Source organism: Pseudomonas zhanjiangensis (assembly GCF_041027545.1).
Lineage (GTDB): Bacteria > Pseudomonadota > Gammaproteobacteria > Pseudomonadales > Pseudomonadaceae > Aquipseudomonas > Aquipseudomonas zhanjiangensis.
In genome coordinates this window covers 384,291-409,979 of sequence record NZ_JBFTEG010000001.1, presented here as the reverse complement: position 1 = coordinate 409,979, position 25,689 = coordinate 384,291, and the positions used below count along the sequence as shown (strand labels likewise).

General features: G+C 65.3%; 20 protein-coding genes and 1 riboswitch. Of the genes, 9 read left to right on the top strand and 11 right to left on the bottom strand.

Annotated features, from left to right (window positions below; translation table 11 throughout):
- The first annotated feature begins 46 nt into the window (after positions 1 to 46).
- Together phoR and AB5S05_RS01820 are read left to right on the top strand one after the other, a co-directional pair.
- Entirely contained in the window at positions 47 to 1,351 is a 1,305-nt protein-coding gene (phoR, locus tag AB5S05_RS01825; protein ID WP_369285707.1) for a phosphate regulon sensor histidine kinase PhoR, read from the top strand.
- Positions 1,352 to 1,418: 67 nt separating this feature from the next.
- Positions 1,419 to 2,762 (top strand): hemolysin family protein, encoded by a 1,344-nt coding sequence (locus AB5S05_RS01820; protein ID WP_369285706.1) that lies wholly within the window; start codon positions 1,419 to 1,421, stop codon positions 2,760 to 2,762.
- A 6-nt stretch (positions 2,763 to 2,768) separates the two neighbouring features.
- Here AB5S05_RS01820 and AB5S05_RS01815 read toward each other — a convergent pair whose 3' ends face one another.
- Entirely contained in the window at positions 2,769 to 3,638 is an 870-nt protein-coding gene (locus AB5S05_RS01815) for an EamA family transporter (RefSeq protein WP_369285705.1), read from the bottom strand.
- A gap of 368 nt (positions 3,639 to 4,006) precedes the next feature.
- Here AB5S05_RS01815 and AB5S05_RS01810 point away from each other — a divergent pair, with 368 nt between their 5' ends.
- A complete protein-coding gene (locus AB5S05_RS01810; protein ID WP_369285704.1) occupies positions 4,007 to 5,149 on the top strand; it encodes a BCCT family transporter in 1,143 nt (380 codons plus the stop codon).
- Between the two features lie 245 nt (positions 5,150 to 5,394).
- Here the strand turns inward: AB5S05_RS01810 and AB5S05_RS01805 are convergent, their stop codons facing one another.
- The 7 genes from AB5S05_RS01805 to AB5S05_RS01775 form a co-directional block, all read right to left on the bottom strand.
- Positions 5,395 to 6,291: a peptidoglycan DD-metalloendopeptidase family protein gene (locus AB5S05_RS01805; RefSeq protein ID WP_369285703.1), complete on the bottom strand. Its 897-nt coding sequence runs from the start codon at positions 6,289 to 6,291 to the stop codon at positions 5,395 to 5,397.
- 120 nt (positions 6,292 to 6,411) lie between these two features.
- Positions 6,412 to 7,314, bottom strand: a complete 903-nt coding sequence (locus AB5S05_RS01800; protein WP_369285701.1) for a response regulator — start codon at positions 7,312 to 7,314, stop codon at positions 6,412 to 6,414.
- A 79-nt stretch (positions 7,315 to 7,393) separates the two neighbouring features.
- Positions 7,394 to 8,119, bottom strand: a complete 726-nt coding sequence (gene phoU, locus AB5S05_RS01795) for a phosphate signaling complex protein PhoU (protein ID WP_369285700.1) — start codon at positions 8,117 to 8,119, stop codon at positions 7,394 to 7,396.
- A 140-nt stretch (positions 8,120 to 8,259) separates the two neighbouring features.
- Positions 8,260 to 9,093 carry a phosphate ABC transporter ATP-binding protein PstB gene (gene pstB / locus AB5S05_RS01790; protein WP_369285699.1) on the bottom strand — a complete coding sequence of 278 codons (834 nt, stop codon included), beginning with the start codon at positions 9,091 to 9,093 and terminating at the stop codon, positions 8,260 to 8,262.
- Positions 9,094 to 9,161: 68 nt separating this feature from the next.
- Entirely contained in the window at positions 9,162 to 10,778 is a 1,617-nt protein-coding gene (gene pstA, locus AB5S05_RS01785) for a phosphate ABC transporter permease PstA (RefSeq protein ID WP_438943526.1), read from the bottom strand.
- An 81-nt stretch (positions 10,779 to 10,859) separates the two neighbouring features.
- Positions 10,860 to 13,145, bottom strand: coding sequence for an ABC transporter permease family protein (locus AB5S05_RS01780; RefSeq protein WP_369285697.1), 2,286 nt, complete (start codon positions 13,143 to 13,145; stop codon positions 10,860 to 10,862).
- Between the two features lie 177 nt (positions 13,146 to 13,322).
- Positions 13,323 to 14,288: a PstS family phosphate ABC transporter substrate-binding protein gene (locus tag AB5S05_RS01775; RefSeq protein WP_369285696.1), complete on the bottom strand. Its 966-nt coding sequence runs from the start codon at positions 14,286 to 14,288 to the stop codon at positions 13,323 to 13,325.
- 289 nt (positions 14,289 to 14,577) lie between these two features.
- Between AB5S05_RS01775 and AB5S05_RS01770 the strand changes: the two genes are divergently transcribed.
- Entirely contained in the window at positions 14,578 to 14,979 is a 402-nt protein-coding gene (locus AB5S05_RS01770) for an acyl-CoA thioesterase (protein ID WP_369285695.1), read from the top strand.
- 65 nt (positions 14,980 to 15,044) lie between these two features.
- Here the strand turns inward: AB5S05_RS01770 and AB5S05_RS01765 are convergent, their stop codons facing one another.
- The gene (locus AB5S05_RS01765; RefSeq protein ID WP_369285694.1) at positions 15,045 to 16,145 is read right to left on the bottom strand and encodes a TRAP transporter substrate-binding protein; all 1,101 of its coding nucleotides are present in this window, start codon (positions 16,143 to 16,145) and stop codon (positions 15,045 to 15,047) included.
- A 190-nt stretch (positions 16,146 to 16,335) separates the two neighbouring features.
- Between AB5S05_RS01765 and AB5S05_RS01760 the strand changes: the two genes are divergently transcribed.
- Positions 16,336 to 16,884, top strand: coding sequence for a TRAP transporter small permease subunit (locus AB5S05_RS01760; protein ID WP_369285693.1), 549 nt, complete (start codon positions 16,336 to 16,338; stop codon positions 16,882 to 16,884).
- Complete coding sequence (locus AB5S05_RS01755) at positions 16,877 to 18,253, top strand: TRAP transporter large permease (protein WP_369285691.1); 1,377 nt, start codon at positions 16,877 to 16,879, stop codon at positions 18,251 to 18,253. Before AB5S05_RS01760 ends, AB5S05_RS01755 begins: the two co-directional genes overlap by 8 nt.
- A 58-nt stretch (positions 18,254 to 18,311) precedes the next feature.
- Here AB5S05_RS01755 and AB5S05_RS01750 read toward each other — a convergent pair whose 3' ends face one another.
- The gene (locus AB5S05_RS01750) at positions 18,312 to 19,070 is read right to left on the bottom strand and encodes a general secretion pathway protein GspB (protein WP_369285690.1); all 759 of its coding nucleotides are present in this window, start codon (positions 19,068 to 19,070) and stop codon (positions 18,312 to 18,314) included.
- A gap of 4 nt (positions 19,071 to 19,074) precedes the next feature.
- Positions 19,075 to 20,775: an AAA family ATPase gene (locus tag AB5S05_RS01745; RefSeq protein ID WP_369285689.1), complete on the bottom strand. Its 1,701-nt coding sequence runs from the start codon at positions 20,773 to 20,775 to the stop codon at positions 19,075 to 19,077.
- Positions 20,776 to 21,078: 303 nt separating this feature from the next.
- Here AB5S05_RS01745 and AB5S05_RS01740 point away from each other — a divergent pair, with 303 nt between their 5' ends.
- The 3 genes from AB5S05_RS01740 to AB5S05_RS01730 all read left to right on the top strand — a co-directional run bounded on the left by AB5S05_RS01740 (position 21,079) and on the right by AB5S05_RS01730 (position 25,667).
- Complete coding sequence (locus AB5S05_RS01740; protein WP_369285688.1) at positions 21,079 to 22,437, top strand: sigma-54 dependent transcriptional regulator; 1,359 nt, start codon at positions 21,079 to 21,081, stop codon at positions 22,435 to 22,437.
- 134 nt (positions 22,438 to 22,571) lie between these two features.
- The gene (locus tag AB5S05_RS01735; protein WP_369285687.1) at positions 22,572 to 22,802 is read left to right on the top strand and encodes a hypothetical protein; all 231 of its coding nucleotides are present in this window, start codon (positions 22,572 to 22,574) and stop codon (positions 22,800 to 22,802) included.
- Between the two features lie 397 nt (positions 22,803 to 23,199).
- A riboswitch (cyclic di-GMP riboswitch) is annotated at positions 23,200 to 23,277 on the top strand.
- Between the two features lie 62 nt (positions 23,278 to 23,339).
- Positions 23,340 to 25,667: an Ig-like domain-containing protein gene (locus AB5S05_RS01730; RefSeq protein WP_369285686.1), complete on the top strand. Its 2,328-nt coding sequence runs from the start codon at positions 23,340 to 23,342 to the stop codon at positions 25,665 to 25,667.
- The last annotated feature ends 22 nt before the right edge of the window (positions 25,668 to 25,689 follow it).

Genomic DNA, 25,689 nt, shown 5'->3' with positions numbered 1-25,689 from the left:
GCCGGCCCGGCGCGGCGCAAAGGATCGATTGGCGGATGACTTCCACGTGAATAACAACTGGCGCGGCGCCCTGGTGCGCCGCCTGCTGCTGCTGGTCGGTGGCTGCCTGCTGCTCGGCCTGCTCACCGGCGCCTACGCCTGGATCCTGGCGATCGGCCTGGCGACCTACCTGTGCTGGCACCTCGGCCAGCTGCTGCGCCTGCACCGCTGGCTGAAGGAACAGCCGGACGAGCCGCCGCCGGACGGCTACGGCCTGTGGGGCGAGGTGTTCGACAGCATCTACCACCTGCAACGGCGCAACGAGAAGGCCCGCGGCCGCCTGCAGGCGGTGATCGACCGGGTCCAGGAATCCACCGCGGCGCTCAAGGATGCGGTGATCATGCTCGACAGCCAGGGCAACCTGGAGTGGTGGAACCGTGCCGCGGAAACCCTGCTGGGCCTGAAGACCCCGCAGGACAGTGGCCAGTCGATCAGCAACCTGGTGCGCGACCCGCGTTTCAAGGAGTACTTCGACAAGGGCAGCTACCAGGAGCCCCTGGACCTGCCCTCGCCGGTCAACGGCAATCGCCGCCTGCAGTTCCATATCACCCAGTACGGCAACCGCGAGCACCTGATGCTGGTACGCGACGTCACCCGCATTCACCAGCTGGAACAAATGCGCAAGGACTTCGTCGCCAACGTCTCCCATGAGCTGCGCACGCCGCTGACGGTGATTTCCGGCTACCTGGAGACCCTGCTGGACAACGTCGAGGCGGTCAATCCGCGCTGGCTGCGCCCCCTGCAGCAGATGCAGCAGCAGGGAGGGCGCATGCAGAACCTGCTCAATGACCTGCTCCTGCTGGCCAAGCTGGAGGCCACCGACTACCCCTCGGACAACCACCCGGTGGCCATCGACCTGCTGCTGCTGTCGATCAAGAATGACGCCCAAGCCCTGTCCGGCGATCGCGGCCACCGCATCAGCCTGGAAGCCGACGCCCACCTCAAGCTCAAGGGCAGCGAGGCCGAACTGCGCAGCGCCTTCTCCAACCTGGTGTTCAACGCGGTCAAGTACACCCCGGACGAAGGCCAGATCCACATCCGCTGGTGGGCCGATGAACAGGGCGCGCACCTGGCGGTACAGGACAGTGGCCTGGGCATCGAAGCCAAGCACCTGCCGCGCCTGACCGAGCGCTTCTACCGGGTCGACTCCAGCCGCGCCAGCAACACCGGCGGCACCGGCCTGGGCCTGGCCATCGTCAAGCACGTGCTGCTGCGCCATCGCGGGCGCCTGGAAATCAGCAGCCGCCTGGGCAAGGGCAGCACCTTCACCTGTCACTTCCCCGGCTCGCAGATGGTGCGGCGGCCGCAGTAACGCCTAGACTTGCAAAGGCAGGCGGCAGCCCCCACCCTTTAGCGCTCATTGGCCAACCGAACCCCATATGGACCCCTCCACGAGCTACTCCGCCGCCACCTACTTCGCCGACTTCGGCCTCCTGCTGTTCGCCCTGCTGCTGGTCCTGCTCAACGGTTTCTTCGTCGCCGCCGAGTTCGCCATCGTCAGGCTGCGCGCCACCCGGGTCGAGGCCCTGGCCGTCAAGAGCGGATGGCGCGGGCATATCCTGCGCACCGTGCACAACCAGCTGGACGCCTACCTGTCGGCCTGCCAACTGGGCATCACCCTGGCCTCGCTGGGCCTGGGCTGGGTCGGCGAACCGGCCTTCGCCCACCTGCTCGAGCCGCTGCTCGGCGCCGCGGGCATCGATTCGCCGCAGCTGGTCCACGGCATTGCCTTCTTTACCGCCTTCTTCATCATCTCCTACCTGCACATCGTGGTCGGCGAGCTGGCGCCCAAGTCCTGGGCGATCCGCCAGCCCGAGCTGCTGTCTTTGTGGACGGCGGCGCCGCTGTACCTGTTCTACTGGGCCATGTACCCGGCGATCTTCCTGCTCAACGCCAGCGCCAACGCCATCCTGCGTATCGCCGGCCAGGGCGAGCCGGGACCGCACCACGAGCACCACTACAGCCGCGAGGAACTCAAGCTGATCCTCCATTCCAGTCGCGCCCACGACCCCAGCGACCAGGAGATGCGCGTGGTCGCCTCGGCGGTGGAGCTGGGCGAGCTGGAGGTGGTGGACTGGGCCAACTCTCGCGAGGACCTGGTGTTCCTGGAGCTGAACACCCCGCTGGAGGAGGTGTTCAGCCTGTTCCGCCGGCACAAGTACAGCCGCTACCCGGTGTACGACGAGGCCGCCGGGGAATTCGTCGGAGTACTGCACATCAAGGACCTGCTGCTGCACCTGTCGCTGCTGGAGATGCTGCCCGCGGCGCTGAAGATCGCCGAGCTGATGCACCCGATCGAACGGGTCAACCGGCACATGCCGCTGTCCGACCTGCTCGAGCAGTTCCGCAAGGGCGATGGCTCGCACTTCGCTCTGGTCGAGGAGGCCGACGGCAAGGTGATCGGCTACCTGACCATGGAAGACGTGCTCGAGGCGCTGGTCGGCGACATCCAGGACGAGCACCGCAAGGCCGAGCGCGGCATTCTCGCCTACCAGCCGGGCAAGCTGCTGGTGCGCGGCGACACCCCGTTGTTCAAGGTCGAGCGCCTGCTCGGCCTGGACCTGGACCACGTCGAGGCCGACACCCTGGCCGGGCTGATCTACGAGACCCTCAAGCGGGTACCCGAGGAGGAGGAAGTCGTCGAGGTCGAGGGCCTGCGCATCATCGTCAAGAAGATGAGAGGGCCGAAGATCATCCTGGCCAAGGTCCTCAAGCTGGACTGAAGCGCCTCATTCGTCCAGCGCCGCCGCGCCGCGCCGCCAACCCAGAAGGCTGTGGCCGCACAGGGTGAGCAAGATCAGCCCGCCGCCCAACAGCACCTGGCGGCTCGGCGCCTCGCCCAGCAGCCACCAGACCCAGAGTGGCCCCAGCACCACCTCCAGCAACAGCAGCAGGCCCACCTCGGTGGCGCTGATCCAGCGCGGGCCGAGTTGGATCAGCATGAAGGCCAGCGGCAGCAATACCCCGGCCATGACGGCCAGACCGGCCCACTGCGGCACGCTCAGTAGCGGACTGCCGCCGACGAGGAAGCCGAGCAGCGACACCAGCAGGGCGCCGGGGATCAGCGCGGGGCTCATGTCCACCGCCGGCCGGCTGCGTGCCAGGGTGAAGTTGCCGGCCAGCAGGGTGGCCGCCGCCAGGGCCCAGGCGTTGCCAGCCAGGCTGTTGCCGGGCTGGCGGTCGGCGACGATAAGGCCCACCCCGGCGACGCAGATCAGAATCGCCAGCAGGGTGCGCAGGGCCAGGCGCTCGCCGAGGAACAACCAGGCCAGGGCCGCGGCGATCAGCGGGGCGATGCTGAGGATCAGCAGGGTATTGGCCGCCCCGGCCAGGGTGATCGCCTGAACGAAGCCGAGGGTACTGATGCAGTAGCACAGCCCACAGCCGAGGCCGACCCAGCCGCAGCGCCGGGCGGCGGCCGGCAATTCGCCGCGGTAGCGCCAGGCCAGCAGCAGGCCCAGGCCGATCGCCATCAGCAGCCCGCGCCAGGCCAGGACCTGCATCGCATCGGCGGCCAGCCAGCGCAGCACCAGGGCGTCCGGGGACAGCACCAGCACCCCGAACGCGGTCAACAGCAAGCCCTTCTGCCTGTCCTGCACCCTTGCACTTCTTCCTATGATTGCGCCACGCCCCCGTGGCAGTGACCCGGCCGGCGCCTGACTCGACGCCAGCCCGGCACATACAGGATAGAGCCCGGCGCTCGGCCTCGGGCCAGAAGACTGGCAATAGTCGCCTCTTCGACGGGGAAAGGGCTGAGCCGTGGCCCCGCACCGGAAACCGAGCCGGGATCACGACATTCGGCGACGTCCTCGGGCATGCAGCCGTCGCTTTGTCCGGACAGGATGGTGTCGGCAGCGGCCTTGCGCGTCATAACCGTCTGCCGGACATCAAACCAACAAGAAAAATGCCGCCGAGCCGTGCGCTGACCAGCAGAGTGCAGCGCTCGCTCAGGGCGCCTGGAAACGCTATGAATATGATTCTATCGGGGGCGATCATCGCCTTGCTGGCGACCACTGTGCTGGTCCTGATCCGCTGGGGCAACCTGCGTTGCAGCGGCCCGGAGCCTGTGGGGCTGTTCACCTTCTTCGCGATCCTCTTCACCTCCGGCCTGGACATGGGCCTGATCATCTTCCCCCTGACCGAGTTTCCCACCTACGCGGAGGAGGCCCAGTATCAATTCTCCAACCCGCTGGCGGTGGAGTTCGGCTTCTGGGGCTTCCTGATCTGGGCCTTCTATTTCATCACCACCTTCTACTTCTGCGTGGTCGAGCCCCGGGTCAAGCTGTTCGAACTGCGTCCGGTCAAGCTGATCAACAACCTGGTGATCATCTCTACCTGCGCCTTCACCGCCTACCTGTTCCTGGTCAACATCGCCTGGTACGCCCCCGAACTGGGAGACGGCCTGGCCTACCTGGTGGTGCTGGGGATAGTGCTGGCCGCGGTCTATTCCAGCACCGACATTCGCTATCTGAAGGTCCTCAGCGTCGGCTCGACCTGGCTGTTCTTCGCCCTGATCCTGGGGATGTGGTGGGCGGCCGGTTTCGGCGCCGACCATTTCGCCGGTGCGGCGAGCAAGATCGCGACGGGCTACTTCGCCGAACTGCCCGGCTTCATCCTGCCCCTGGGTGATTACCACGCCTTCTACCTATTCTGGTGGTTCGCCTGGAGCGTGATGATTGGCCAGTTCGTCTCGCGCTTCGTCGGCGGCCTGCGCACCTGGCAGCTGCTGCTGGCCCTGCTGGTGATTCCCTCAATCCCCCTGGCCATCTGGTTTGCCGTGCTCTACGGCTACTTCGACCTGGGCCTGGAAGTCAGTCATTTTTGGAAACTGGCGATGCTCGGCGTCGGGGTGATCTTCGTGATCAACTCGGTAGACTCACTGGTGCGCCTGTACACAGATAACCTCGGCATCAGCGTGGAGCGGCTCGGCCGCCCGCGCTTCATCGCCTTGAACATGACCCTGCTGGTCAGCCTGGTGCTGCTGTTCAAGTTCACCCCGTTCGAGATCCAGTGGGTGGGCCTGGTCGTGATCGCCCTCTATGCCGTAACCCTGGCGCTGCTGTCGCTGCGCCATCGTCCGGCCCTGCGCAGCATCCGCGCCAGCCACTAGACCAGCGACCGGCTGCGAGCAGCCCATGCCCGAGTCCCGCCCCGAGGGGCGGCTCGGCGTACCTTACGGGTTGCTGAAGCAGCACTCGATAACGGGGTTGCCACCTACCCTGATCATCCTGCCGCTGATGTCAGCGCAGCTGCCCCCGATCCTCCATGGCCCCGCGTCGCACAGCCAGACAGATCAGCTGCGCCCGCGCGCCCGAGATCAGGGGCGAGTGAAGGGGGGATAGCTCAGCGGCGGCATCATTCGCCGCCGACGGCGAAGTTCGGCAGGCTGTCGACCGGTTGGGCGAAGTTGAAGGGAATCGACTCCAGGGCCAGACCGACGTTGCGCTGGACCACGAAATGCAGATGCGGGCCGGTGCTGTTGCCGGTATTGCCGGAGCGTGCGATCAGGCTTCCGGCCTTCACCCGGCGGCCCTCCTGGACCTGCACCGAGCCCTTCATCAGGTGCAGGTAGACGCCCATGGTGCCGTCGTCATGGAGGATGCGCACGTAGTTGCCGGAGGGGTTGTTGCCACGACCGCTCTGGGCGTTCTCGGTCTTCACCACCACCCCGCCGCGCGCGGCGACGATGGGCGTGCCTTCGGGCATGGCGATGTCCATGGCATAGCGCCCCTTGGGGGTGAAGTGGCTGTATTTGCCGTTGGCGCCCTGGGTTAGGCGAAAGGGTCCGCCGCGCCACGGCAGCGGGTAGCGCTGCTGGCTCGGCTGCAGGCGCGGATCACCCAGGGCGTAGCGCAGCTTGGGCGTGTAGCGCAGCGGCTGGCCGGCATCGCGCGGCGCCAGGGTCGCCAGGCGGATCTTGCTGCGTGGCGGCAACACCCAGTTGATCGGCTGCTCCGGGGCACCGACCGCATTGGTGACATCCACCAGCTTCAGTTCGATCTGCACCGGGGCGTAGAGGTCGTTGCGCACCAGCAGGGTCTCGCCGGCCTCGTGCTTCTGGGTCTCCAGCTTCACCTGGTTGTCCAGGCGCTCGACCATGCGGTCGCGGAACACGAATACCTGGGCGCCTGGCGCCGCCTGATCGCTATAGGTCACCACGCCGTTGGCATCGGTGTACTTGTAGATGGTCAGGGCGGCCGCCTGGCTGCTGAGCAGCGACAGAAGGCACAGGGTGGTCAGGCGAAGGCTCATGGGATTACATGACTGCAGAGTTCATCCAGGCCCTAAGACTAGCAGCGGCGCCGGGGGCCCGCGAGCCGAAGCCGGGTGGAATGTGACGCCTGCCCACCCCCGGAGCTCGGCGGTACCCGGTCAGGCCCCGGGTACGAAGTGCTTCTGGGTGGTGCCGCGGGCGATCAGGCGGGACAGGTAGTCGAGCTTCTGCGGGTCGCGGTCGACGAACTTGAAATTGAGCAGCAACCATTCGCTGTCCGGCTTGGGCTCCAGCGCCGCCACCGAATGCAGATAGCCGTTGAGCCGCGCCACCTCGGCCCCCTCGCCCTGCTCCAGGTCGAGCACCGCGCTCTCCAGCACCTGCGGCAGGTTTTCCCCACGCTTGACCACCAGCTGCGCGTCCTTGAGGCTGAGCGCCTTGATCACGCAATTCATGCTGCCGCCGGGCAGGCGCAACTGGCCCTGGCCCCGACCGCCCGGCGCCTGCGCCGCCGACTTGGCCGAGGGCGCTGGGGCCGGTGCCGGCGCACGCTCGGCGGCTGGCGCCGCTGGCTTGACCACCGGCGCCTGGCCGCCGGTCAGCGCGGCCAGCGAGTCGTTGGCAAAACCGCCGCCCGCCAGCACCTTGGGCGGTGCGCTGGCGGCCAGTTGGGCGAGCTTGCCGGCGCGGCTCAGGGCCTTCTTGACCTTGGTCACCAGTTGCTCGTTGGAGAACGGCTTGCCGATGTAGTCGGAAACCCCGGCCTGAATCGCCTGCACGACGTTTTCCTTGTCGCCGCGGCTGGTGACCATGATGAAGGGCACGCTTTTCAGGTTGTCCTGCTCGCGGCACCAGCTGAGCAGCTCCAGCCCGGACAGCTCGGGCATCTCCCAATCGCAGAGGATCAGGTCGACCGGCTGGCGCGCGAGCAGCTGCTGGGCCTTGCGTCCGTTGATCGCCTCGGATATCTGCAGGCCGGGAAAATGGTCTCGCAGGCCCTTCTTCACCAGATCACGGATAAAGGTTGCATCGTCTACTACCAGCACGCTGACTTTGCTCATCGGCCACTCCTGTTCGAATGGCCCCTAGCATAGTCGCCGCGGCTGGCCGAAGGCCAACCCTAAAGGCACCAACGGCGGGTTACTTGCCCTTGCCCTGCACCTCTTCCTGCATGCGCGCCAGGCCCATGTGCTTCACGTCGGTGCCGCGCACCAGGTAGATCACCAGCTCGGCGATGTTGCGCGCATGATCACCGATGCGCTCCAGCGAGCGCAGCGCCCAGATGATATTGAGTACCCGGGCGATCGAGCGCGGGTCTTCCATCATGTAGGTGACCAGCTCGCGCAGGGCGGTCTTGTATTCACGGTCGACGGTCTTGTCGTACTGCGCCACCGACAGGGCCAGGTCGGCGTCGAAGCGGGCGAAGGCATCCAGCGCTTCCTGGACCATCTTGCGCACCTGATCGCCGATATGCCGGACCTCGACATAGCCGCGCGGCGCCTCGCCCTCTTCGCTGAGGAGGATGGTGCGCTTGGCGATCTTGGTCGCCTCGTCGCCGATGCGCTCCAGGTCGATCACCGACTTGGAGATGCTGATGATCAGGCGCAGGTCGGAGGCCGCCGGCTGGCGCCGGGCGAGGATGCGCACGCATTCCTCGTCGATGTTGCGCTCCATCTGGTTGATCTGGTCGTCGATCTCGCGCACCTGCTGGGCCAGGCCGGAGTCGGCCTCGATCAGCGAGGTGACCGCGTCGTTGACCTGCTTCTCGACCAGGCCGCCCATCGCCAGGAGGTGACTGCGCACTTCCTCCAGTTCGGCGTTGAACTGCTGGGAGATGTGATGGGTAAGGCTGTCTTTGTTGATCATGTGCGAACCCTTGAGTTAACCGGATGCGTTTACAGGTGAAATGGTCTTTGCCAGAGCGAATCGGGCAAGGCGGCCAAGCGCTGGCAGTACGGCCGGTACCGCAAGCCTCGCCGCCGCAGCCCGGCGCGCAAAGACAGCCATCAGCCGTAGCGACCGGTGATGTAGTCCTCGGTCTGCTTCTTCGCCGGGTTGGTGAACAGCGCGTCGGTATCGCCGAACTCGATCAGCTTGCCCATGTACATGAACGCCGTGTAGTCGGACACCCGCGCGGCCTGCTGCATGTTGTGGGTCACGATGACGATGGTGTACTTGGATTTCAGCTCGTAGATCAGCTCTTCGACCTTCAGCGTGGAAATCGGATCCAGCGCCGAGCAGGGTTCGTCGAGCAGCAGCACTTCCGGCTGCACCGCCACCGTGCGGGCGATCACCAGGCGCTGCTGCTGGCCGCCGGACAGGCCGAGGGCCGAATCGTGCAGGCGGTCCTTGACCTCATCCCACAGCGCCGCGCTCTTCAGTGCCCACTCGACGGTCTCGTCGAGAATGCGCTTCTGGTTCACGCCCTGGATGCGCAGGCCGTAGACCACGTTCTCGTAGATGCTCTTGGGGAACGGGTTGGGCTTCTGGAACACCATGCCGACGCGACGGCGCAGCTCGGCGACATCCTCGCCCTTGCGGTAGATGTTGCGGCCGTCGAGGTTGATCTCGCCGTCCACCCGGCAACCGTCGACCAGGTCGTTCATCCGGTTGAAGGTACGCAGCAGGGTCGACTTGCCGCAGCCGGACGGGCCGATGAAGGCGGTCACGCGCTGCTTGGGTATATTCATGCTGACGTCGAACAGCGCCTGCTTGTCGCCGTAGAACAGGTTCAGGCCGGGCACCTCGATGGCCACGGTTTCCTCGGCCAGGTTGAGGCTCTGCTTGCTGCGGCCCAGGGCGGCGATGTCGATGCCGTGACTCGGAGTTTGGTGCTGCATGGGAGGCTCCCTACGCTAACAATTGGGTCACCACCGGCCCCGCCGAACGGGCAGGGCCGGTAAGGAAATTAATGATCCAGCGCCTTGTACTTCTCGCGCAGGTGATTGCGGATATACACCGCACTGAGGTTGAGCAGGGCGATCACCAGCACCAGCAGCAGCGCGGTGGCGTAAACCAGCGGCCGCGCGGCCTCGACGTTGGGGCTCTGGAAGCCGACGTCGTAGATATGGAAGCCCAGGTGCATGATCTTCTGGTCCAGGTGCAGATAGGGGTAGTTGCCATCCAGCGGCAGCGCCGGGGCCAGCTTGACCACGCCCACCAGCATCAGCGGCGCCACTTCGCCGGCGGCGCGGGCCACGGCAAGGATCAGGCCGGTCATCATCGCCGGGCTGGCCATCGGCAACACCACCTTCCACAGGGTCTCGGCCTTGGTCGCGCCCAGGGCCAGCGAGCCTTCACGCAGGGCCCGGGGAATGCGCGCCAGGCCTTCCTCGGTGGCCACGATCACCACCGGCACGGCGAGGATCGCCAGGGTCAGCGAGGCCCACAGCAGGCCGGGAGTGCCGAAGGTCGGCGCCGGCGCCGCTTCCGGGAAGAACAGCTGGTCGATCGAGCCGCCCAGTACATAGACGAAGAAGCCCAGGCCGAACACGCCGTAGACGATCGCCGGAACGCCGGCCAGGTTGTTCACCGCGATGCGGATGATCCGGGTCAGCGGTCCCTGCTTGGCATACTCGCGCAGGTAGATGGCCGCCAGTACGCCGAACGGGGTAACGATCACCGCCATGATCAGGGTCATCATCACGGTGCCGAAGATCGCCGGGAAGATGCCACCCTCGGTGTTGGCCTCACGCGGGTCGTCACTGACGAACTCCCAGACCTTGGCGAAGTAGAAGCCCAGCTTGTCCAGGGTCGACATGGCATTGGGCTGATAGGCCCGCACCACCTTGCCCAGGTTGATGTCCTGCTCGCGGCCGTCGACGCTTCTGACCGTCACGCTGTCGCGGTTGAACTGCTGGTTGAGTTCGCTCAGCTGCGTCTCCAGCACCTTGTACTCGGCATCCCACTGGGCACGCTCGGCGTCCAGGTCGGCCTGGGCGGCGGCGTCGAGCTGATCGTTGAGCTGCAGTCGGCGGGTCTTCAGGCGCAGATTTTCCAGGCCATGGTTGATCCGGCCAATGTCCTTCTTCTCCAGCCGGCTGATCTGCTGGTGCAGCTGGTCGGTCCGCTCGAGACGCTGCTGCAGTTCGGCCCAGGCCGCATCGCCCTCGGCCACTACCTGGCCGGCCTGCTTGACGCTGACCAGGTAGCCATAGAAGTTGCCCCACTCGCGGCGCTCCATCACCACCAGATTGGCCGGTCGCCGCGCATCGCTGGTCCACTCGCCCACCACCCAGCTGAAGTCGGCACCGTACAGATCGCGGTTACCCACCTTGAGCAGCTCGCGGGTCATGAACTCGCCGCCACTGGTGTCCACCGGCAGGCCGGCGGCGGCCAGGCGCGCACGCGGCACCTCTTCGGCTTGCACCAGTTCACCGGCCAGCACCCGCGGCGCTTCCCCGGGGACCTGGTAGGTGGACTCGATCACGTCGGCCGGCCAGAAATGCGCCAGGCCGCGGGTGGCGATCACCGCCAGCAGGCCCAGGGTCATGATCACCGCGATGGATACCCCACCGGCGGTCATCCACACCCAGGGACTGCCGCTCTGGAACCAGGATCTGAGGTTTTGCTTTTTCACGTTCACGGACGTCTACCTTCCCGAGTCTTAGAGCGAGGCGTATTTCTTGCGCAGGCGAGTACGGATCACTTCGGCCAGCGTGTTCATCACGAAGGTGAACGACAGCAGCACCAGCGCCGAGAGGAACAGCACCCGGTAGTGGCTGCTGCCGACTTCGGATTCCGGCATCTCCACCGCCACGTTGGCGGCCAGGGTACGCAGGCCTTCGAAGAGGTTCATGTCCATGATCGGGGTGTTGCCGGTGGCCATCAGCACGATCATGGTTTCGCCGACGGCGCGGCCGAGGCCGATCATCAGCGCCGAGAAGATGCCCGGGCTGGCGGTGAGGATCACCACCCGGGTCAGGGTCTGCCAGGGCGTCGCACCGAGCGCCAGGGAGCCGAAGGTCAGGCTCTTGGGCACGCTGAACACCGCGTCCTCGGCGATCGAATAGATGTTCGGGATCACCGCGAACCCCATGGCCAGGCCGACCACCAGGGCGTTGCGCTGATCGAAGGCGATGCCCAGGTCATTGCTCAGCCACAGGCGCATGTCGCCGCCGAAGAACCAGTTCTCCATGTGCCCGCTCATGCTCAGGGAGAAGGTGGCGACCAGCAGGATCACCGGGATCAACAGCGCCGCTTCCCAACCATCGGGAATCAGCAGGCGGATGCGCTCGGGCAACCGGCTCCAGCCATAGGCCGCCAGCAGGATGCCGATTGGCGTGAGCAACAGCAGGCTGAAGATGCCCGGCAGGTGTCCCTCCACATAGGGCGCGAGGAACAGCCCAGCGAAGAAGCCGAGGATCACCGTCGGCAGCGCCTCCATCAGCTCGATCACCGGCTTGATCTTGCCGCGCATGGCCGGGGCCATGAAGTAGGCGGTGTAGATGGCCGCGCAGATGGCCAGCGGAGCGGCCAGGAGCATGGCGTAGAAGGCTGCCTTGAGGGTGCCGAAGGTCAGCGGCGAGAGGCTCAGCTTGGGCTCGAAATCGCTGTTGGCCGAGGTCGACTGCCAGACGTACTTGGGCTCGTCATAGCTCTCGTACCAGACCTTGCCCCACAGCGAACTCCAGGACACCTCGGGGTGCGGGTTATCCACGGCGAAGGTCTGCAGTTGGCCGTTGGACTCCACCAGCACGCGGCTGGCACGCGGCGACAGGGCCGCGACACTTGCGCCTTCGGCCACCGGCTCGACCAGCAGGGTGCGGTGCGCGGTGCTGTGGAAGATGCCCAGATTGCCGGCGGCGTCCAGGGCCATGAAGCCCTTGCGCCGCTCTTCCGGCATGAACTGGGTGACAGGGCTGTCGCCCAGCTTGAAGTCACGGATGCGGGTAAAGGCAGACTTGTCGTCCTTGTCGCGCACCATGAACCACTGGGCGATGCCGCCGCGGCTGTCACCGATCAACAGCGAGATGCCGCCGAGCAGCGGGCTGACCGTGGTCACCTCGGCCTCGCCGTCGAGCAGGTTATAGCGGCCGTTGAGGCGGTTGCTGCGCAGGTCGAAGACATCGGCGGTGGCCTTGCCGTTGAACACGTACAGCCACTGCTGGCGCGGATCGATCACCAGGGCCTTGATCGGCTCGGCAATCTGCGGCAGCTCGATGCGCGTCTGTTCCTGGCTGGTCTCGCCGGTGAACTCGTTCTCTTCGTTGGTCAGCGACAACACATGCAGCTCGGCCCCGGTCGAGGCGCTGAACAGCACGGTGTCACCGTTCTGGTTGACCGCCACATGCTCCAGCGGACGACCCTGGGGGTCGAGGTCGATGGGCGTCTCGCCGAGGGGATACTGCAACACCGGGGTGATGGTCTTGACGTTGTTCGGGTAGCTGACCGCGTAGTTCTGGCGGAACAGCAGCACCTGGCCATTGGACAAGCCCAGGACGATACGCCGACTGCCCGGCGCGCCCTCGCTGGCCGAGGTGATGGTGGTGCCCGCCGGAATCGCCAGGTCATAGCTGTTGAGCGCCGTGCCGTCCTTGAGCGCGAAGAACTGGACATGGCCAACACTATTGAGGCGCATGGCCACCTTGTTCTGCTCTTCCACGGCCAGCAGCAGCGCCTCTCCCTGTTCGGCGAGCCAGGCTGGCTGCTGCGGCTTGCGCGCTTCCAGATCGGCGCCGGAGAAGAGCGGCATGACCACATAGGCCAGGTAGAAGAAGATCAAGGTGATCGCCGCCAGCACTGCCAAGCCGCCGATGGACACGTACCAATGGGCCAGGCGGTCCTTCAGCGCACGCATGCGCCGCTTGCGCAGCAGCGCCGGGGTGTTGAAGTCCAGCCGTTGGCTGCGATTCGAGGAAGCGGTCATGGAATCTTTGGCCAGGTCGTTCATACATGGGTCTCTGAGCGGTTGGGCGCTCGCGCTGCAGAATACGCGAAGGCCAAATCTAACGCTCTTGTGTGACAGAAAGATTACAACGTAATGACGCAAAAACGCCCGCCACTCCAGCGGAGTGGCGAGCGTTGGAGCACTGCCTGCGGCCCTAGGGGGCCTCAGGCCGGCGCCGGCTTAGAGGCCCAGGTCCTTCAGGGCCTTGGCGGCCACCTTGGACGGCAGCGGAATGTAGCCATCCTTGACCACGACTTCCTGACCCTGCTTGGACAGCACCAGCTTGACGAACTCGGCTTCCAGCGGGCTCAGGGCCTTGTTCGGCGCCTTGTTCACGTAGACGTAGAGGAAGCGCGACAGCGGGTACTTGCCAGCCAGGGCGTTGGCTTCGGAAGCTTCTTCGGCCACACCCTTCTTGTCCACCAGGGGCACGGCGCGAACACTGGAGGTCTTGTAGCCGATGCCCGAGTAGCCGATGGCATTGAGGGTGCTGGAGATCGACTGCACTACCGAGGCCGAACCCGGCTGCTCGTTGACATTGGCCTTGAAATCGCCCTTGCACAGGGCTTCTTCCTTGAAGTAGCCGTAGGTGCCGGACACCGAGTTGCGGCCGAACAGCTGAACCGGCTTGGCGGCCCAGTCACCAGTCAGGCCCAGGTCGCCCCAGGTCTTGACGTCCGAGCCACCGCACAGGCGGGTGGTGGAGAAGATGCCGTCAACCTGCTCCATGGTCAGGCTCTTGATCGGGTTGTCCTTGTGCACGAATACGGCCAGGGCGTCGATCGCGACCGGGATGGCGGTCGGCTTGTAGCCATACTTCTCTTCGAAAGCCTGCAGCTCGGCATCTTTCATCTTGCGGCTCATCGGGCCGAGGTTGGAGGTGCCCTCGGTCAGAGCGGGCGGCGCGGTGGAGGAGCCAGCAGCCTGAATCTGGATATTTACGTTGGGGTACTGCTTCTTGTAATCCTCGGCCCACAGGGTCATCAGGTTGGCCAGGGTGTCGGAACCTACGCTCGACAGGTTGCCGGATACGCCCGAAGTCTTTTCATAGGTCGGCAGAGCCGGGTCGACAGCGGCAACCGCGGTGGCGGTGACAGCACCAGCGGCGACAAAAGTCATGGCCGCCATCAAACGCGTAAGTTTCATGCCTTGCTCCTAACAAATCAGGGTGGGGTTGGGTCGAGGCCAAGTATCTGCAGGCCGTGTGACCAATCTATGAAAGCAATATGACAGTTAGATGAACGCCGGCAGGATTGCACGCAACTTCCGGAAATACTTGGCTTGGCGCTGGAGCAAAGCGCCGCAGTCGCCCGGCGACCGTTCAGTCGGTATACTTCCCCAACCCGCGCCCTTGCGGGTTAACAGGTCGCCGAACACCGCTGTTCCCGGCCTGCTCCGCGCCAACAACAACAACCGCGCCGCGAGCCCATCTGAGATGAAAGATTTCGAACAGGAAGATCCGATCCCCCAAGGCGACCTGGCCCTGCAACTGACCGCCCTGCCACGCGAGACCAACGGTTTCGGTGACATCTTCGGTGGCTGGCTGGTGTCGCAGATGGACCTGGCCGGCACCGCCATGGCCAGCCGGGTGGCCGGTGGCCGGGTGGCCACCGTGGCGATCGATCGCATGGCCTTCCTGGTGCCGGTAGCGGTTGGCGCCCAGCTGTCCTTCTACACCCAGACGCTGGAGGTCGGTCGCAGCTCGATCCAGATGCTGGTCGAGGTGTGGAGCGACGACCCGCTGTCCAATGAATGGCGCAAGGTCACCGAAGCGGTATTCGTCTTCGTCGCCATCGACGGCAGCGGTCGCACCCGCCCGGTGCCGGCCCGGCGCTGATACAGCGATAGCACGATAAAAAAACGCCGGCTGATACGCCGGCGTTTTTTTCCCAGCCGCGATCGTCAGCCGCGGATGTTGTAGATGACCTTCTCGCTGACTTCGGCGTAGTCGTACAGGCGCTGCAAGTAGTCCTTCTGTTGCGCCCAGACCTTGGCCGCTACCGGATCGGCAGCAGCGGCGGCATCGACCACTTCGCTGGCCACGGCTTTCAGCTGGCTCAGTACTTCGTCCGGCAGGCTCCGCACCTCGACCCCTTCGGCCTTGAGCTGCTCCATGGCTTCCATGTTGCGCGCGTTGTAATCGTCGAGCATGTCCGCGTTCACATCGCGCGCCGCCGCGCGGACGATGGCCCGCAGGTCCGCCGGCAGGGTTTCCCAGGCCTGGAGGTTGATATCCAGCTCGAAGGTGACGTTCGGCTCCTGCCAACCCGGGGTGTAGTAGTACTTGGCCGCCTTGTGCAGGCCCAGGGCCTGGTCGTTGTAGGGGCCGATCCATTCGGTGGCGTCGATCGCGCCGGTCTGCAGCGCGGTGAAGATCTCACCGGCCGGCATGTTGACCACGGTGCCGCCCATCTTGGTCAGCACTTCGCCACCCAGACCCGGGGTGCGCATCTTCAGGCCCTTGAGGTCTTCGACCGAGTTGATCTCCTTGTTGAACCAGCCGGCGGTCTGCACGCCGGTGGCGCCACAGGCCATCGGCAACACGCCGAAGGGCTTGTAGACCTCTTCCCAGAGCTCGAGACCGCCGCCCTTGTGCAGCCAGGCATTCATTTCCTGGGCATTGGGGCCGAACGGCAGGGCGCAGAAGAACTGCGCCGCCGGCACCTTGCCCTTCCAGTAGTAAGGCGCTCCGTGGCCCATCTCGGCGGTGCCACGGGAGACCGCATCGAACACTTCCAGCGCCGGCACCAACTCGCCAGCGGCATAGATCTTGACCTTCAGGCGGCCATTGCTCATTTCCTCGACCAGCTTGGCGAAACGCTCGGCACCGACCCCGACGCCGGGGAAGTTCTTCGGCCAGGAGGTCACCATTTTCCAGTTGAAGGTCTCTGCACCCGCGCCTTCTTGAGGCTTGGCAGCGGTCTCGGCCTCCTTGTTGCAGCCGGCCAGTGCGGTGGCGGCCAGGCCTACCCCCGCTGCTGCGAGAATTTGACGACGTTTCATGCAATGACTCCTTGTTGTTTTACTTAGTGAACTGAACCTCGGGATCGCCGGCATTCAGCCAGTCCTGACTATCATAGGGTTTAGCATCCCTCAAGCGCGCTGACTACGTACGTAGTGCTGTCGGTTGCGACGCCTTCGCCCGGCCACCTAGAATCACGCGCCTTGCTGGCCATAACAATAAGGAACCGCCATGACCCATCGCCCGCCTCCCTTACTCGGCCTAGCGCGGCTGATCGACACGCTCAACACCCGCTTCGGCCAGGCCTGCGCATGGCTGACCCTGCTGCTGGTCGTCGGCACCGCCATCGTGGTGGTCTTGCGCTATGGTTTCGGCATCGGCGCCATCGCCCTGCAGGAGGCCGTGCTCTATGCCCACGCCCTGGTGTTCATGGGCGCCTCGGCCTGGACCTTGCAGCGCAACGCCCACGTGCGCGTGGATATCTTCTATCAGAAGTTCAGCGGCCGCCGCCAAGCGCTGGTCGAGCTGCTCGGCAACCTGCTGCTGCTGTTGCCGCTGTGCCTGTTCCTCGGCTGGAGCAGCTGGGACTACGTGGCCAACTCCTGGTCGACCCTGGAGGCGTCCAGCGAATCGGGCGGCCTCAAGTTCGTCTACCTGCAGAAGAGCATCATCCTGGTGCTGGTGGTGAGCCTGCTGCTGCAGGGCATCGCCGACCTGATCAAGGCCGCCTACGCCCTTGCCGGTCGCCTGCCGGAGCCGGAGGTGAAGCATCATGGCTGAGCTAATGGCGATCGTTCTGTTCATCAGCATCTGCCTGGCCCTGATGGCCGGCTACCCGGTGGCCTTCACCCTCGGCGGCGTGTCCCTGCTGTTCGCCGGCATAGGCGCACTCACCGGCACCTTCGACTCGGGCTATCTCAGCGCCCTGCCCAATCGCCTGTTCGGCATCATGAACAACCAGACCATGCTGGCGGTGCCGCTGTTCGTGTTCATGGGCGTGATGCTGGAGAAGTCGCGGGTCGCCGAAGACCTGCTGGAGTCGATGTCGCGGCTGTTCGGCACCCTGCGCGGCGGCCTGGCGATCTCGGTGTGCGTGGTGGGCGCGCTGCTCGCGGCCAGCACCGGCATCGTCGGCGCCACCGTGGTGACCATGGGCCTGATGGCCCTGCCGACCATGCTCCGGCGCGGCTACGACCCGGCCATTTCGACCGGAACCCTGGCGGCCACCGGCACCCTCGGACAGATCATTCCGCCGTCGATCGTGCTGGTGCTGCTGGGCGATGTGATGTCCAGCGCCTATCAGCAGGCACAGCTGCGCATGGGCATCTTCTCGCCGAAGACGGTATCGGTCGGCGACCTGTTCGTCGGCGCCTTCCTGCCCGGCATGCTGCTGGTCGGCCTGTACATCCTCTACATCATAGGGGTCGCGGTCTTGCAGCCGAAGAAGCTGCCGGCGCTGCCGCAGGACGAGCTCGGCCCGATCGAATGGGGCAAGCTGTTCAGCGCCCTGCTGCCCCCGCTGCTGCTGATCGCCGCGGTGCTTGGCTCGATCCTCGCCGGCTATGCGACGCCGACCGAGGCGGCGGCGCTCGGTGCCCTGGGCGCCATGCTGCTGGCCTTCGGCAAGCGCCAGCTGAGCTTCGCCCAGCTACGCGAAGTGGCCTTCGGCACCACCGAAATCAGCGCCATGGTGTTCATGATCCTGATCGGCGCCTCGCTGTTCTCCCTGGTGTTCCGCGGCTTCGGCGGTGAAGTGCTGATCGAGGACGTGTTCGCCCAGCTGCCGGGCGGGGTGCTCGGCGCATTCTTCGTGGTCATGCTGGTGATCTTCCTGCTGGGCTTCATCCTCGACTTCATCGAGATCACCTTCGTGGTGGTGCCGATCGTCGGGCCGGTTCTGCTGGCCATGGGGCTGGACCCGATCTGGCTGGGGGTGATGATCGCCCTGAACCTGCAGACCTCCTTCCTCACCCCGCCATTCGGCTTCGCCCTGTTCTACCTGCGCGGCGTAACGCCCTCGAGCGTGGCGACCAGCACCATCTACAGGGGCGTGCTGCCCTTTATCCTGATCCAGCTGGTGCTGCTGGTGCTCGCCTACCAGTTCCCTGGCCTGATCACCTGGCTGCCGGAACAGGTCTACGGCAAGTAAGCGAACGGCTGCGCCCCGCCCGGTTCACCGGGCGGGGCGGCACAAGGCCTTCGACATCTCAGTTGAAGCCGAACCAGTATTGCTCCCCGCCATGGGAGAACACGATGCCGTCGCGGGTGATCTGCCGCAGCGTCAGGCCAGTGGCGAGCTGATCGCCCTCGTGCAGGGTGCGGCCGCTCACGCGAATGAACCGCGCATCCGCCTTGCTCGAATAGATATGCGCGGTGAAGGCCAGCTCGCGCAACTGCTTCTGCACATCGCCCGGCAGGGTCTTCCAGTGGCTGACGCCAGTGAGGTCCTCGGCCGGCGGTGTTTCATCCACTGCCGGGGCGCGAACGGGCGCAGGCGCTAGCGCGGCCTGCACTTTCGGCGCCGGCGCGGGGACCACACCGCGGCTGACTGGCAGTTCCAGCACCACCTTGGGTGGCGCCGGCGCGGATACCGCGGCATCGCCCGACTCCTCTTCCCCCAGACTGACACGCACCCCCGCCATTTCCGCCAGGGCCGGTAGCCCCGGCGCGGGTTCCGGTGCCGGCGACGCGGCCTCGGCGGACGGCTGGACAGCCGCGATCCCGGCGGCAGGCTCGACGCTGGGCGGCACTGCCACTTGCTCGGGCCCGGACTCGCTGGCGAAGCGCATCCACGCCAAGCTCAACAGCAAGCCGAGCACCGCCGCCAGCGCCAGCCACTTCCACAGCCGCTCGCCCCATCGGCTCGGTGCGATCTTGACGAACTCAGGCTGCGAGTCGATGTGCGGAATTTCTCCGCGGTTGCGCTGACTTTCCGAGTGCTTGAGCGCGTTGAGAATGTAGGACATGGACTCACTCCGGCTCTGTGGGCGTCAGCAACGGAATGTCCGACTCGGTCAGGCTGCTGAGCTGGATCAGGGTTTGCGGCCCGACCACCGCGTCGGTCACCAGACGGTAGTGATGCTGGAAGGCCAGGACCTCCAGCTGCAGGTCCTGGTCGTAGTGCTCGCCGCGGCCGCTCGCCGGCGCGCGGCCCTGCAGCCAGGCCAGCTTGGCATCCAGCCAGGGCACCAGGGCACTGCGCGCCTCCGGCCGCAGCGGCACCTGGTAACCGGGTGGCATGCGCCAGAGCACCAGCTGGTTGTCCTGCAGCCAGCGACGCAGCTCGGCCAGTTCGACCGCACGCACTTCGCCGGCGATGTTCAGTCGCGCAAAACCCTGTTCGGGCTCCACGCCGACCAGGGTGGCATGGAACCTCTGCCCGGCGGCGTTGGACAGGCTGATCACCGCGGGCTGGTTCAGCTTCAACAGCTCGTCGAGATCGACCGGCTGGAGCAGACAGCCGAGGTTGTGCAGACGGGCGAACTGGCAGACCACCGGAGCACCAGCCGGGTTGTATTCGATGCCCCACTGGCGGAACAGCTCCTGGTAGGCCAGGGGTTCGGTGGCGTCCAGGTCGGTGCCCTCCGGCCATTGCCAGTCGGCCGGGCTGGACAGCGGCGTACGCGGCGGGATCAGGGCCTCCAGGCTCTCCGGCGCAACGCTGTCGAGCACCGGCGCGGCCTCTGCGACGGCCGTCGTCGGCTCGCCCGAGGCCGAGGCCTGTACCTCACCCGGCACGGCCGGCAGCAGGCCGGCCAGCTCCGGCAGCGGCAACGGCGGAGACCAGATCGCCCAGCCCAGCAGCAGACCGAGCAAGGTCAAGCCGAGCAGCCCCAGGCGCCAGCGCGGCGCCGTCCCCTTCGCCTGGCCACGCACCTCGCGTGCGGCACGGTTGAGTACGCCCCAGCCAACCGTCCGGCGGCGCTCGACGAAGGCGCCGAGCAAGGCGCGGTCACAGATGATATTGACCTTGCGCGGCACCCCGCCGGTCAGCCGGTGCAGGCGCCATAGCGCCAGGCGGCTGAACAGCGGCGCCTCGCTGCCGCCCACGGCGAGGCGATGGCTGACGTAGGCGGCCAGCTCGCTGCGCGACAGCGCATTGAGGTGATAGCGTGCGGTGATCCGCTGGTCGAGCTGGCGCAGCTCGGGGCGCGCCAGCTTGTCGAGCAGCTCCGGCTGGCCGATCAGAATGATCTGCAGGAGTTTCTGGCTGCTGGTCTCCAGGTTGGTCAGCAGGCGGATCTGCTCCAGCACATCGAGACTAAGGTTCTGCGCCTCGTCGATGATCAGCACGGTATTCACGCCCCTGGCGTGCGCCTCCAGCAGGTGCGCGTTGATCGCATCGATATAGCCCTTGATCTGGCTGCGGCTGTGTTGATAGGCGATCTTCAGTTCGTCGCAGATCGCCTCGAGCAATTCGGTGATGCTGTACTTGGGATTGAGGATGAAGGCCACCTCGGCGCTGGCCGGCAACTGCTCGAGCAGGCAGCGGCAGACGGTGGTCTTGCCCGTGCCGACATCGCCGGTCAGGAGGACGAAGCCGCCGTTGCAGTTGATGCCATACAACAGGCTGGCCAATGCCTCGCGATGCTGCGCGCTGAGGTAGAGGTAACGCGGGTCAGGCGCGATGGTGAAGGGCAGATCTGAGAAGCCGAAATACTTGCTGTACATGGTTCATCGAACCTCGCCAAGCGCAATGGATTCGGCCCGCGACACAGCCGTAGCCCGGATCAAGCCGGAGCCGGCGATGCGCCGGATGGCCTCCGGTTTGCCACGCCAGTCCGTCAGGCTCATAGGAGACTATAGAGGCCTGGGCGCCAGTTTCCAGTGCGTGGCGGGCGCGGATGGGGGTAGTAGCCGAGCGCCAGCCTTTCGTCGCCTGGCCTGAAAAACATCAACGCTGAAACTATGCTTGTAACGTGTAGTAACGGTAGGGAAGTGCTGTAACGGAAATGTGTATTAGGGGCTTAACAGATGCCTGCCACCGCCCGTCAATTGCCCGAAGAACCACGCCGCGCCCTGCTTTTCGACCCCTCCAACGACGAGCGCCTGTACGCCAGCCTGCACGTCGACGACTGGGTGTTCGACAGGATCACCTCGTCGAGTAACAATCTGGCGCTGCTGAAACAGCGACCCTATAGCGTCGGGGTCGCCCTGCTGCCCAGTGGCCTGAGCGAAGAACAGCGCGAACGGGTCGAAACCCTGCTCGGCGTCGATGAGCACCTGTCCTGGGTCGCCCTGACCAACCCGGCCAACCTCGACGACCTGGAGTTTCGCCGACTGATCTACGAACACTTCTACGACTATTTCTCCTTGCCGCTGAACAACAGCGACCACCTCCGGTTCGCCCTCGGCCACCTCGACGGCATGTCCAAGCTGCGTGGTGTCGAAGACCAGCTGCAGCCGGTCGAAGAGTTTCACATGGTCGGCGCCAGCAAACAGTTCCTGGCCATTTTCGAGCAGATCCGCCGGGTCGCCACGGTCGACGCGCCCGTGCTGATCCGCGGCGAAACCGGGGTCGGCAAGGAGATGATCGCCCGCGCCATCCACCAGCGCTCGCAACACCGCGGTGGCCCCTTCGTCGCGGTGAACTGCGGCGCGCTGCCGGAAACCCTGATCCACGCCGAACTGTTCGGCTACGAGAAGGGTGCCTTCACCGGCGCCTACAAGCGCAAGATCGGCCGGATCGAATCGGCCCAGAACGGCACCATCTTCCTCGACGAAATCGGCGACCTGCCACAGCAGCTGCAGGTCTATCTGCTGCGCTTTCTCGAACAGAAGACCATCGAACGACTGGGCGGCAACCAGAGCCTGACCAGCAACGCGCGGGTGATCGCCGCCACCCACGTCAACCTGGAGGAGGCCGTCAGCGAGGGCCGCTTCCGCGAGGACCTCTACTATCGCCTCAACGTCCTCAACATCGATGTGCCGCGGCTGTCCGAGCGCGAGCATGACATCGAGCTGCTGGCGCGCTTCTTCCTGCACAAGTTCGCCAAGGAACAGGGCAGCTCGGTGCGCGGCTTCACCCGCCAGGCCATCACCGCCATGCAGCATTACGACTGGCCCGGCAATGTACGCGAAATGATCAACCGCATTCGCCGCGCCCTGGTGATGAGCGAGAACCGCATGATCACCCCGCGCGACCTGGGCCTGTCGGACATCGACACCAGCATGGAGATCGAGCCCCTGGAACAGGTGCGCGCCCATGCCGAGGAGGTCGCCGTGCGCAGCTGCCTGAGCCAGTCGGGCAACAACGTGTCGCAGGCCGCCAAACTGCTCGGGGTGTCCCGCGTAACCCTGTATCGGATGATGGATAAGTACGGCATCCGCTAAGCACGCTGTAATGCCGGCTTAACAGTCGGCTATCGGCGTACGCCGCACCTCACCCGCAATCCCTTGATTTTCAACATATCAGCCCGCTTGGCGGGCTGTTTGCATCTCTGTTTCCATGCGGGGAGGAAACGACCATGCACGAGCGCCGCTCGACCGACCGCGAAACAGCACTGAGCATCCGCAGGGATGCCTCCGCCTCAGACCAGGAAATGGGTCAGAGCGCCTTTCCTGTATTCGCCGATCCGCCCTTCCTCGCCTGGCAGGCCTTGCACCGCAAGCAGGAGCTGTTCCAGCGCATTCACCCCAGCAGCCAGCCGGTCATCCTGCTATGGGACGAAGTCGACGACTACGAGCTGCTTTCCTGACCCCTGATGGCACTGTGACACAGCTCTATTTCCGCGAAAAACACCGATAGACGGTCGATTTACCCCCTCCGCCCTCAACTCCCTCCGAATACCTCTATTCCGGGCCTCACGGCCAGTCCGGCAAAAGTTCCAGATCATTTTTCAACCAAACTGCACGATAGTTATGCCTCAACTGTATAAAAAACGCACAGTCAGCGTGCTAGATTTCGCTCCCATTACGCATGTACAGAAACTGAACAGTAGTTGATGCGTAACTGAAACAGGAAACACCCCCGCTGCCCAGGCAGTGAACAGTGAGGTTTTCAAGATCGACCGGCTGACATTACAGCTGGACCTGATCGAGGGGCTTAACCGGGTAGCTCGCTACCCCGTGTAACAGCGATACAGAAAGCTCCTCTCCCGACAAAGGCAAAGCCAGGGCAACTTGGCGACGCAAAGTCACGGGCCCCCCAACGGGGGTCGCCGGACTGCCGAAGGAGAACCTCCCTCATGGACAGCCGTGAAGAGGATCTTTTCTGACTCGAATCAGGAGAGACCATGCGCACGTCCATGCCCTACGCCACATCCCTGCTCTGCATCCTGGCCCTCAATGCCGGCTTGACCTTCGCCGCCCAGCCGCATAGCCATGGCTCCAGTGAAGTCCGCCCAGCGATAGAGGCTCGCGACGCTGCGATAGCACGCACCAACGAACTGATCAGCTTGAACAAGCGCTTGCGCACCGCCGCAGCCGGCGAGCGCGCGCAGTTGCGCGAACAACTGATCGGCAAGGCCGAGCAACGTCGCCAGTTGCTTGCCGAACTGGCCCAGAGCAACCCGGCCGAGGTGCTGCGCGTCGCCATCCCGGACGACAAGCAGAGCGGCCTGCCGGCCGAGGTGCTGGCCAAGCTGGAACAGAACGTCGAGCTCGATGGCGAGTTGCAGGTGGTCTACGAAGACTACGAGAACGGCGATCACAAGCTGCGTCACTTCCTCAAGACCCCCTTTGGCGAGCGCTTCGAACTGCGCCTGGCAGGCGCCAAGCGTGAATGGCGCAGCGGTCTGAGCGTACGCGCCCAGGGCGTGCTGCTGGAAAAGGCCAACGGCCTGAATGCCCCGGTCCAGGGTGATCTGGTGGTCAATGACGACGACAGCGGCCTGCTCCTGCTGGCCGACGGCGCCACCACCAGCGCCAGCGGTGAACTGGCCTACGACCTGCCCAACACCACCGGCGCCCAGCGCACCCTGGCGATCCTGGTCAACTTCCAGGACAAGCCGGCAGACAAGCCCTGGACCACCAGCCAGGCCAACAGCCTGGTATTCGGCGACGTCAGCAACTTCTTCCGCGAGAACTCCAACCAGCAGACCTGGCTGACCGGCGACGTGGCCGGCTGGTACACCATCGCGGTCAACAGCAACCAGTGCGACGGTTTCGCCATCGAGCAGAAAGCCAAGGCCGCGGCCCAGGCCGCCGGCTACAACCTCGCCAACTACGAGCGCTTCCTGATGATCTTCCCGCAGAACAGCGCCTGCGGTTACAGCGGCATGGGCCAGGTCGGCGCCATGCCATCCAGCGCCTGGATTCACAACAGCCTGACCCTGCGCACCGTGGGCCACGAGATGGGCCATAACCTGGGCCTCTACCATGCCCATGCCATGGACTGCGGCGATACCACCCTGGGCAGCAGCTGCAGCAACCAGGAGTATGGCGACACCGTCGACATCATGGGCTACACCGGCACCGTCGGCCATTTCAACGGCTTCGCCAAGGAACGCCTGGGCTGGCTGAGCGGCGGCAACGTCGTCAACGTCAACAGCGCCGGCAGCTTCAGCCTCAAGCCGAGCAGTGCGACCAGCACCGGCGCCAAGGTGCTGAAGATCGCCAATGGCGTGACCAGCACGGGCGCCCCGCGCTATTACTATGTCGAATACCGTCAGCCCCAGGGCTTCGACGCGCAGATCAGCGACCGTGGCGTAATCGATGCCAGCAACATCTTCAACGGTGTGACCGTGCGCCAGGCCGCCCCGAGCGACGGCAACAGCGGCTACCTGCTGGACATGACCCCGGGCAGCAACTTCATCGACATGAAGGACGCCGCCCTCACCGGTGGCCGCAGCTTCAGCGACAGCGGCATGACCCTGACCACCCAGGCGACCGACGCCAGCCAGGCCCTGGTCACCGTCGACTTCGGCGGTAACGGTGGCGGCAGCACGCCGACCTGCACCCGCAATGCGCCTACCGTCAGCATGACCCCGGGCCAGAGCACCTGGCTGGCCGCCGGCAGCAGCTTCGACTACAGCGTGACAGTCACCAACAACGACAGCTCGGCCTGCGCCAGCAGCAGCTTCAGCCTCAGCGCCGGCAAGCCCAGCGGCTGGAGCACCAGCCTGCCCAGCAGCCTGAGCCTGGCACCCGGGGCCAACGCCAGCGTGAGCCTGCGCGCCACCTCGCCAAGCAGCGCCGCCGATGGCTTCTACAGCATCAGCGCCACCGCCAGCGCCAATGCCAAGAGCGCCAGTGGCAGCGCCAGCTATGTGGTCAGCAACCCGACCACCTCGACCAACAGCGCTCCGGTAGCGGCCAACGACGGCGTGACCCTGGCCAGCAAGTCGGCGGTGACCATCAATGTGCTGGCCAATGATCGCGATCCGGACGGCGATACCCTGAACATTGTCGCCTTCACCCAGGGCAGCAAGGGCACGGTCAAGCTCAACAGCAACGGCACCCTGACCTACACCCCGGCCAAGTCGTTCAAGAGCAGTGACCAGTTCAGCTACACCATCAGCGACGGCAAGATCAGCGCCTCGGCGACGGTGAGCATCGCTCTGCAGGCTGCCAGCGGCGACAGCGGCACTGGCGGCAAGGGCAACGGCAAGGGCAAGCCGTAAGGCGCAAAAAAAGCGCGGGGCC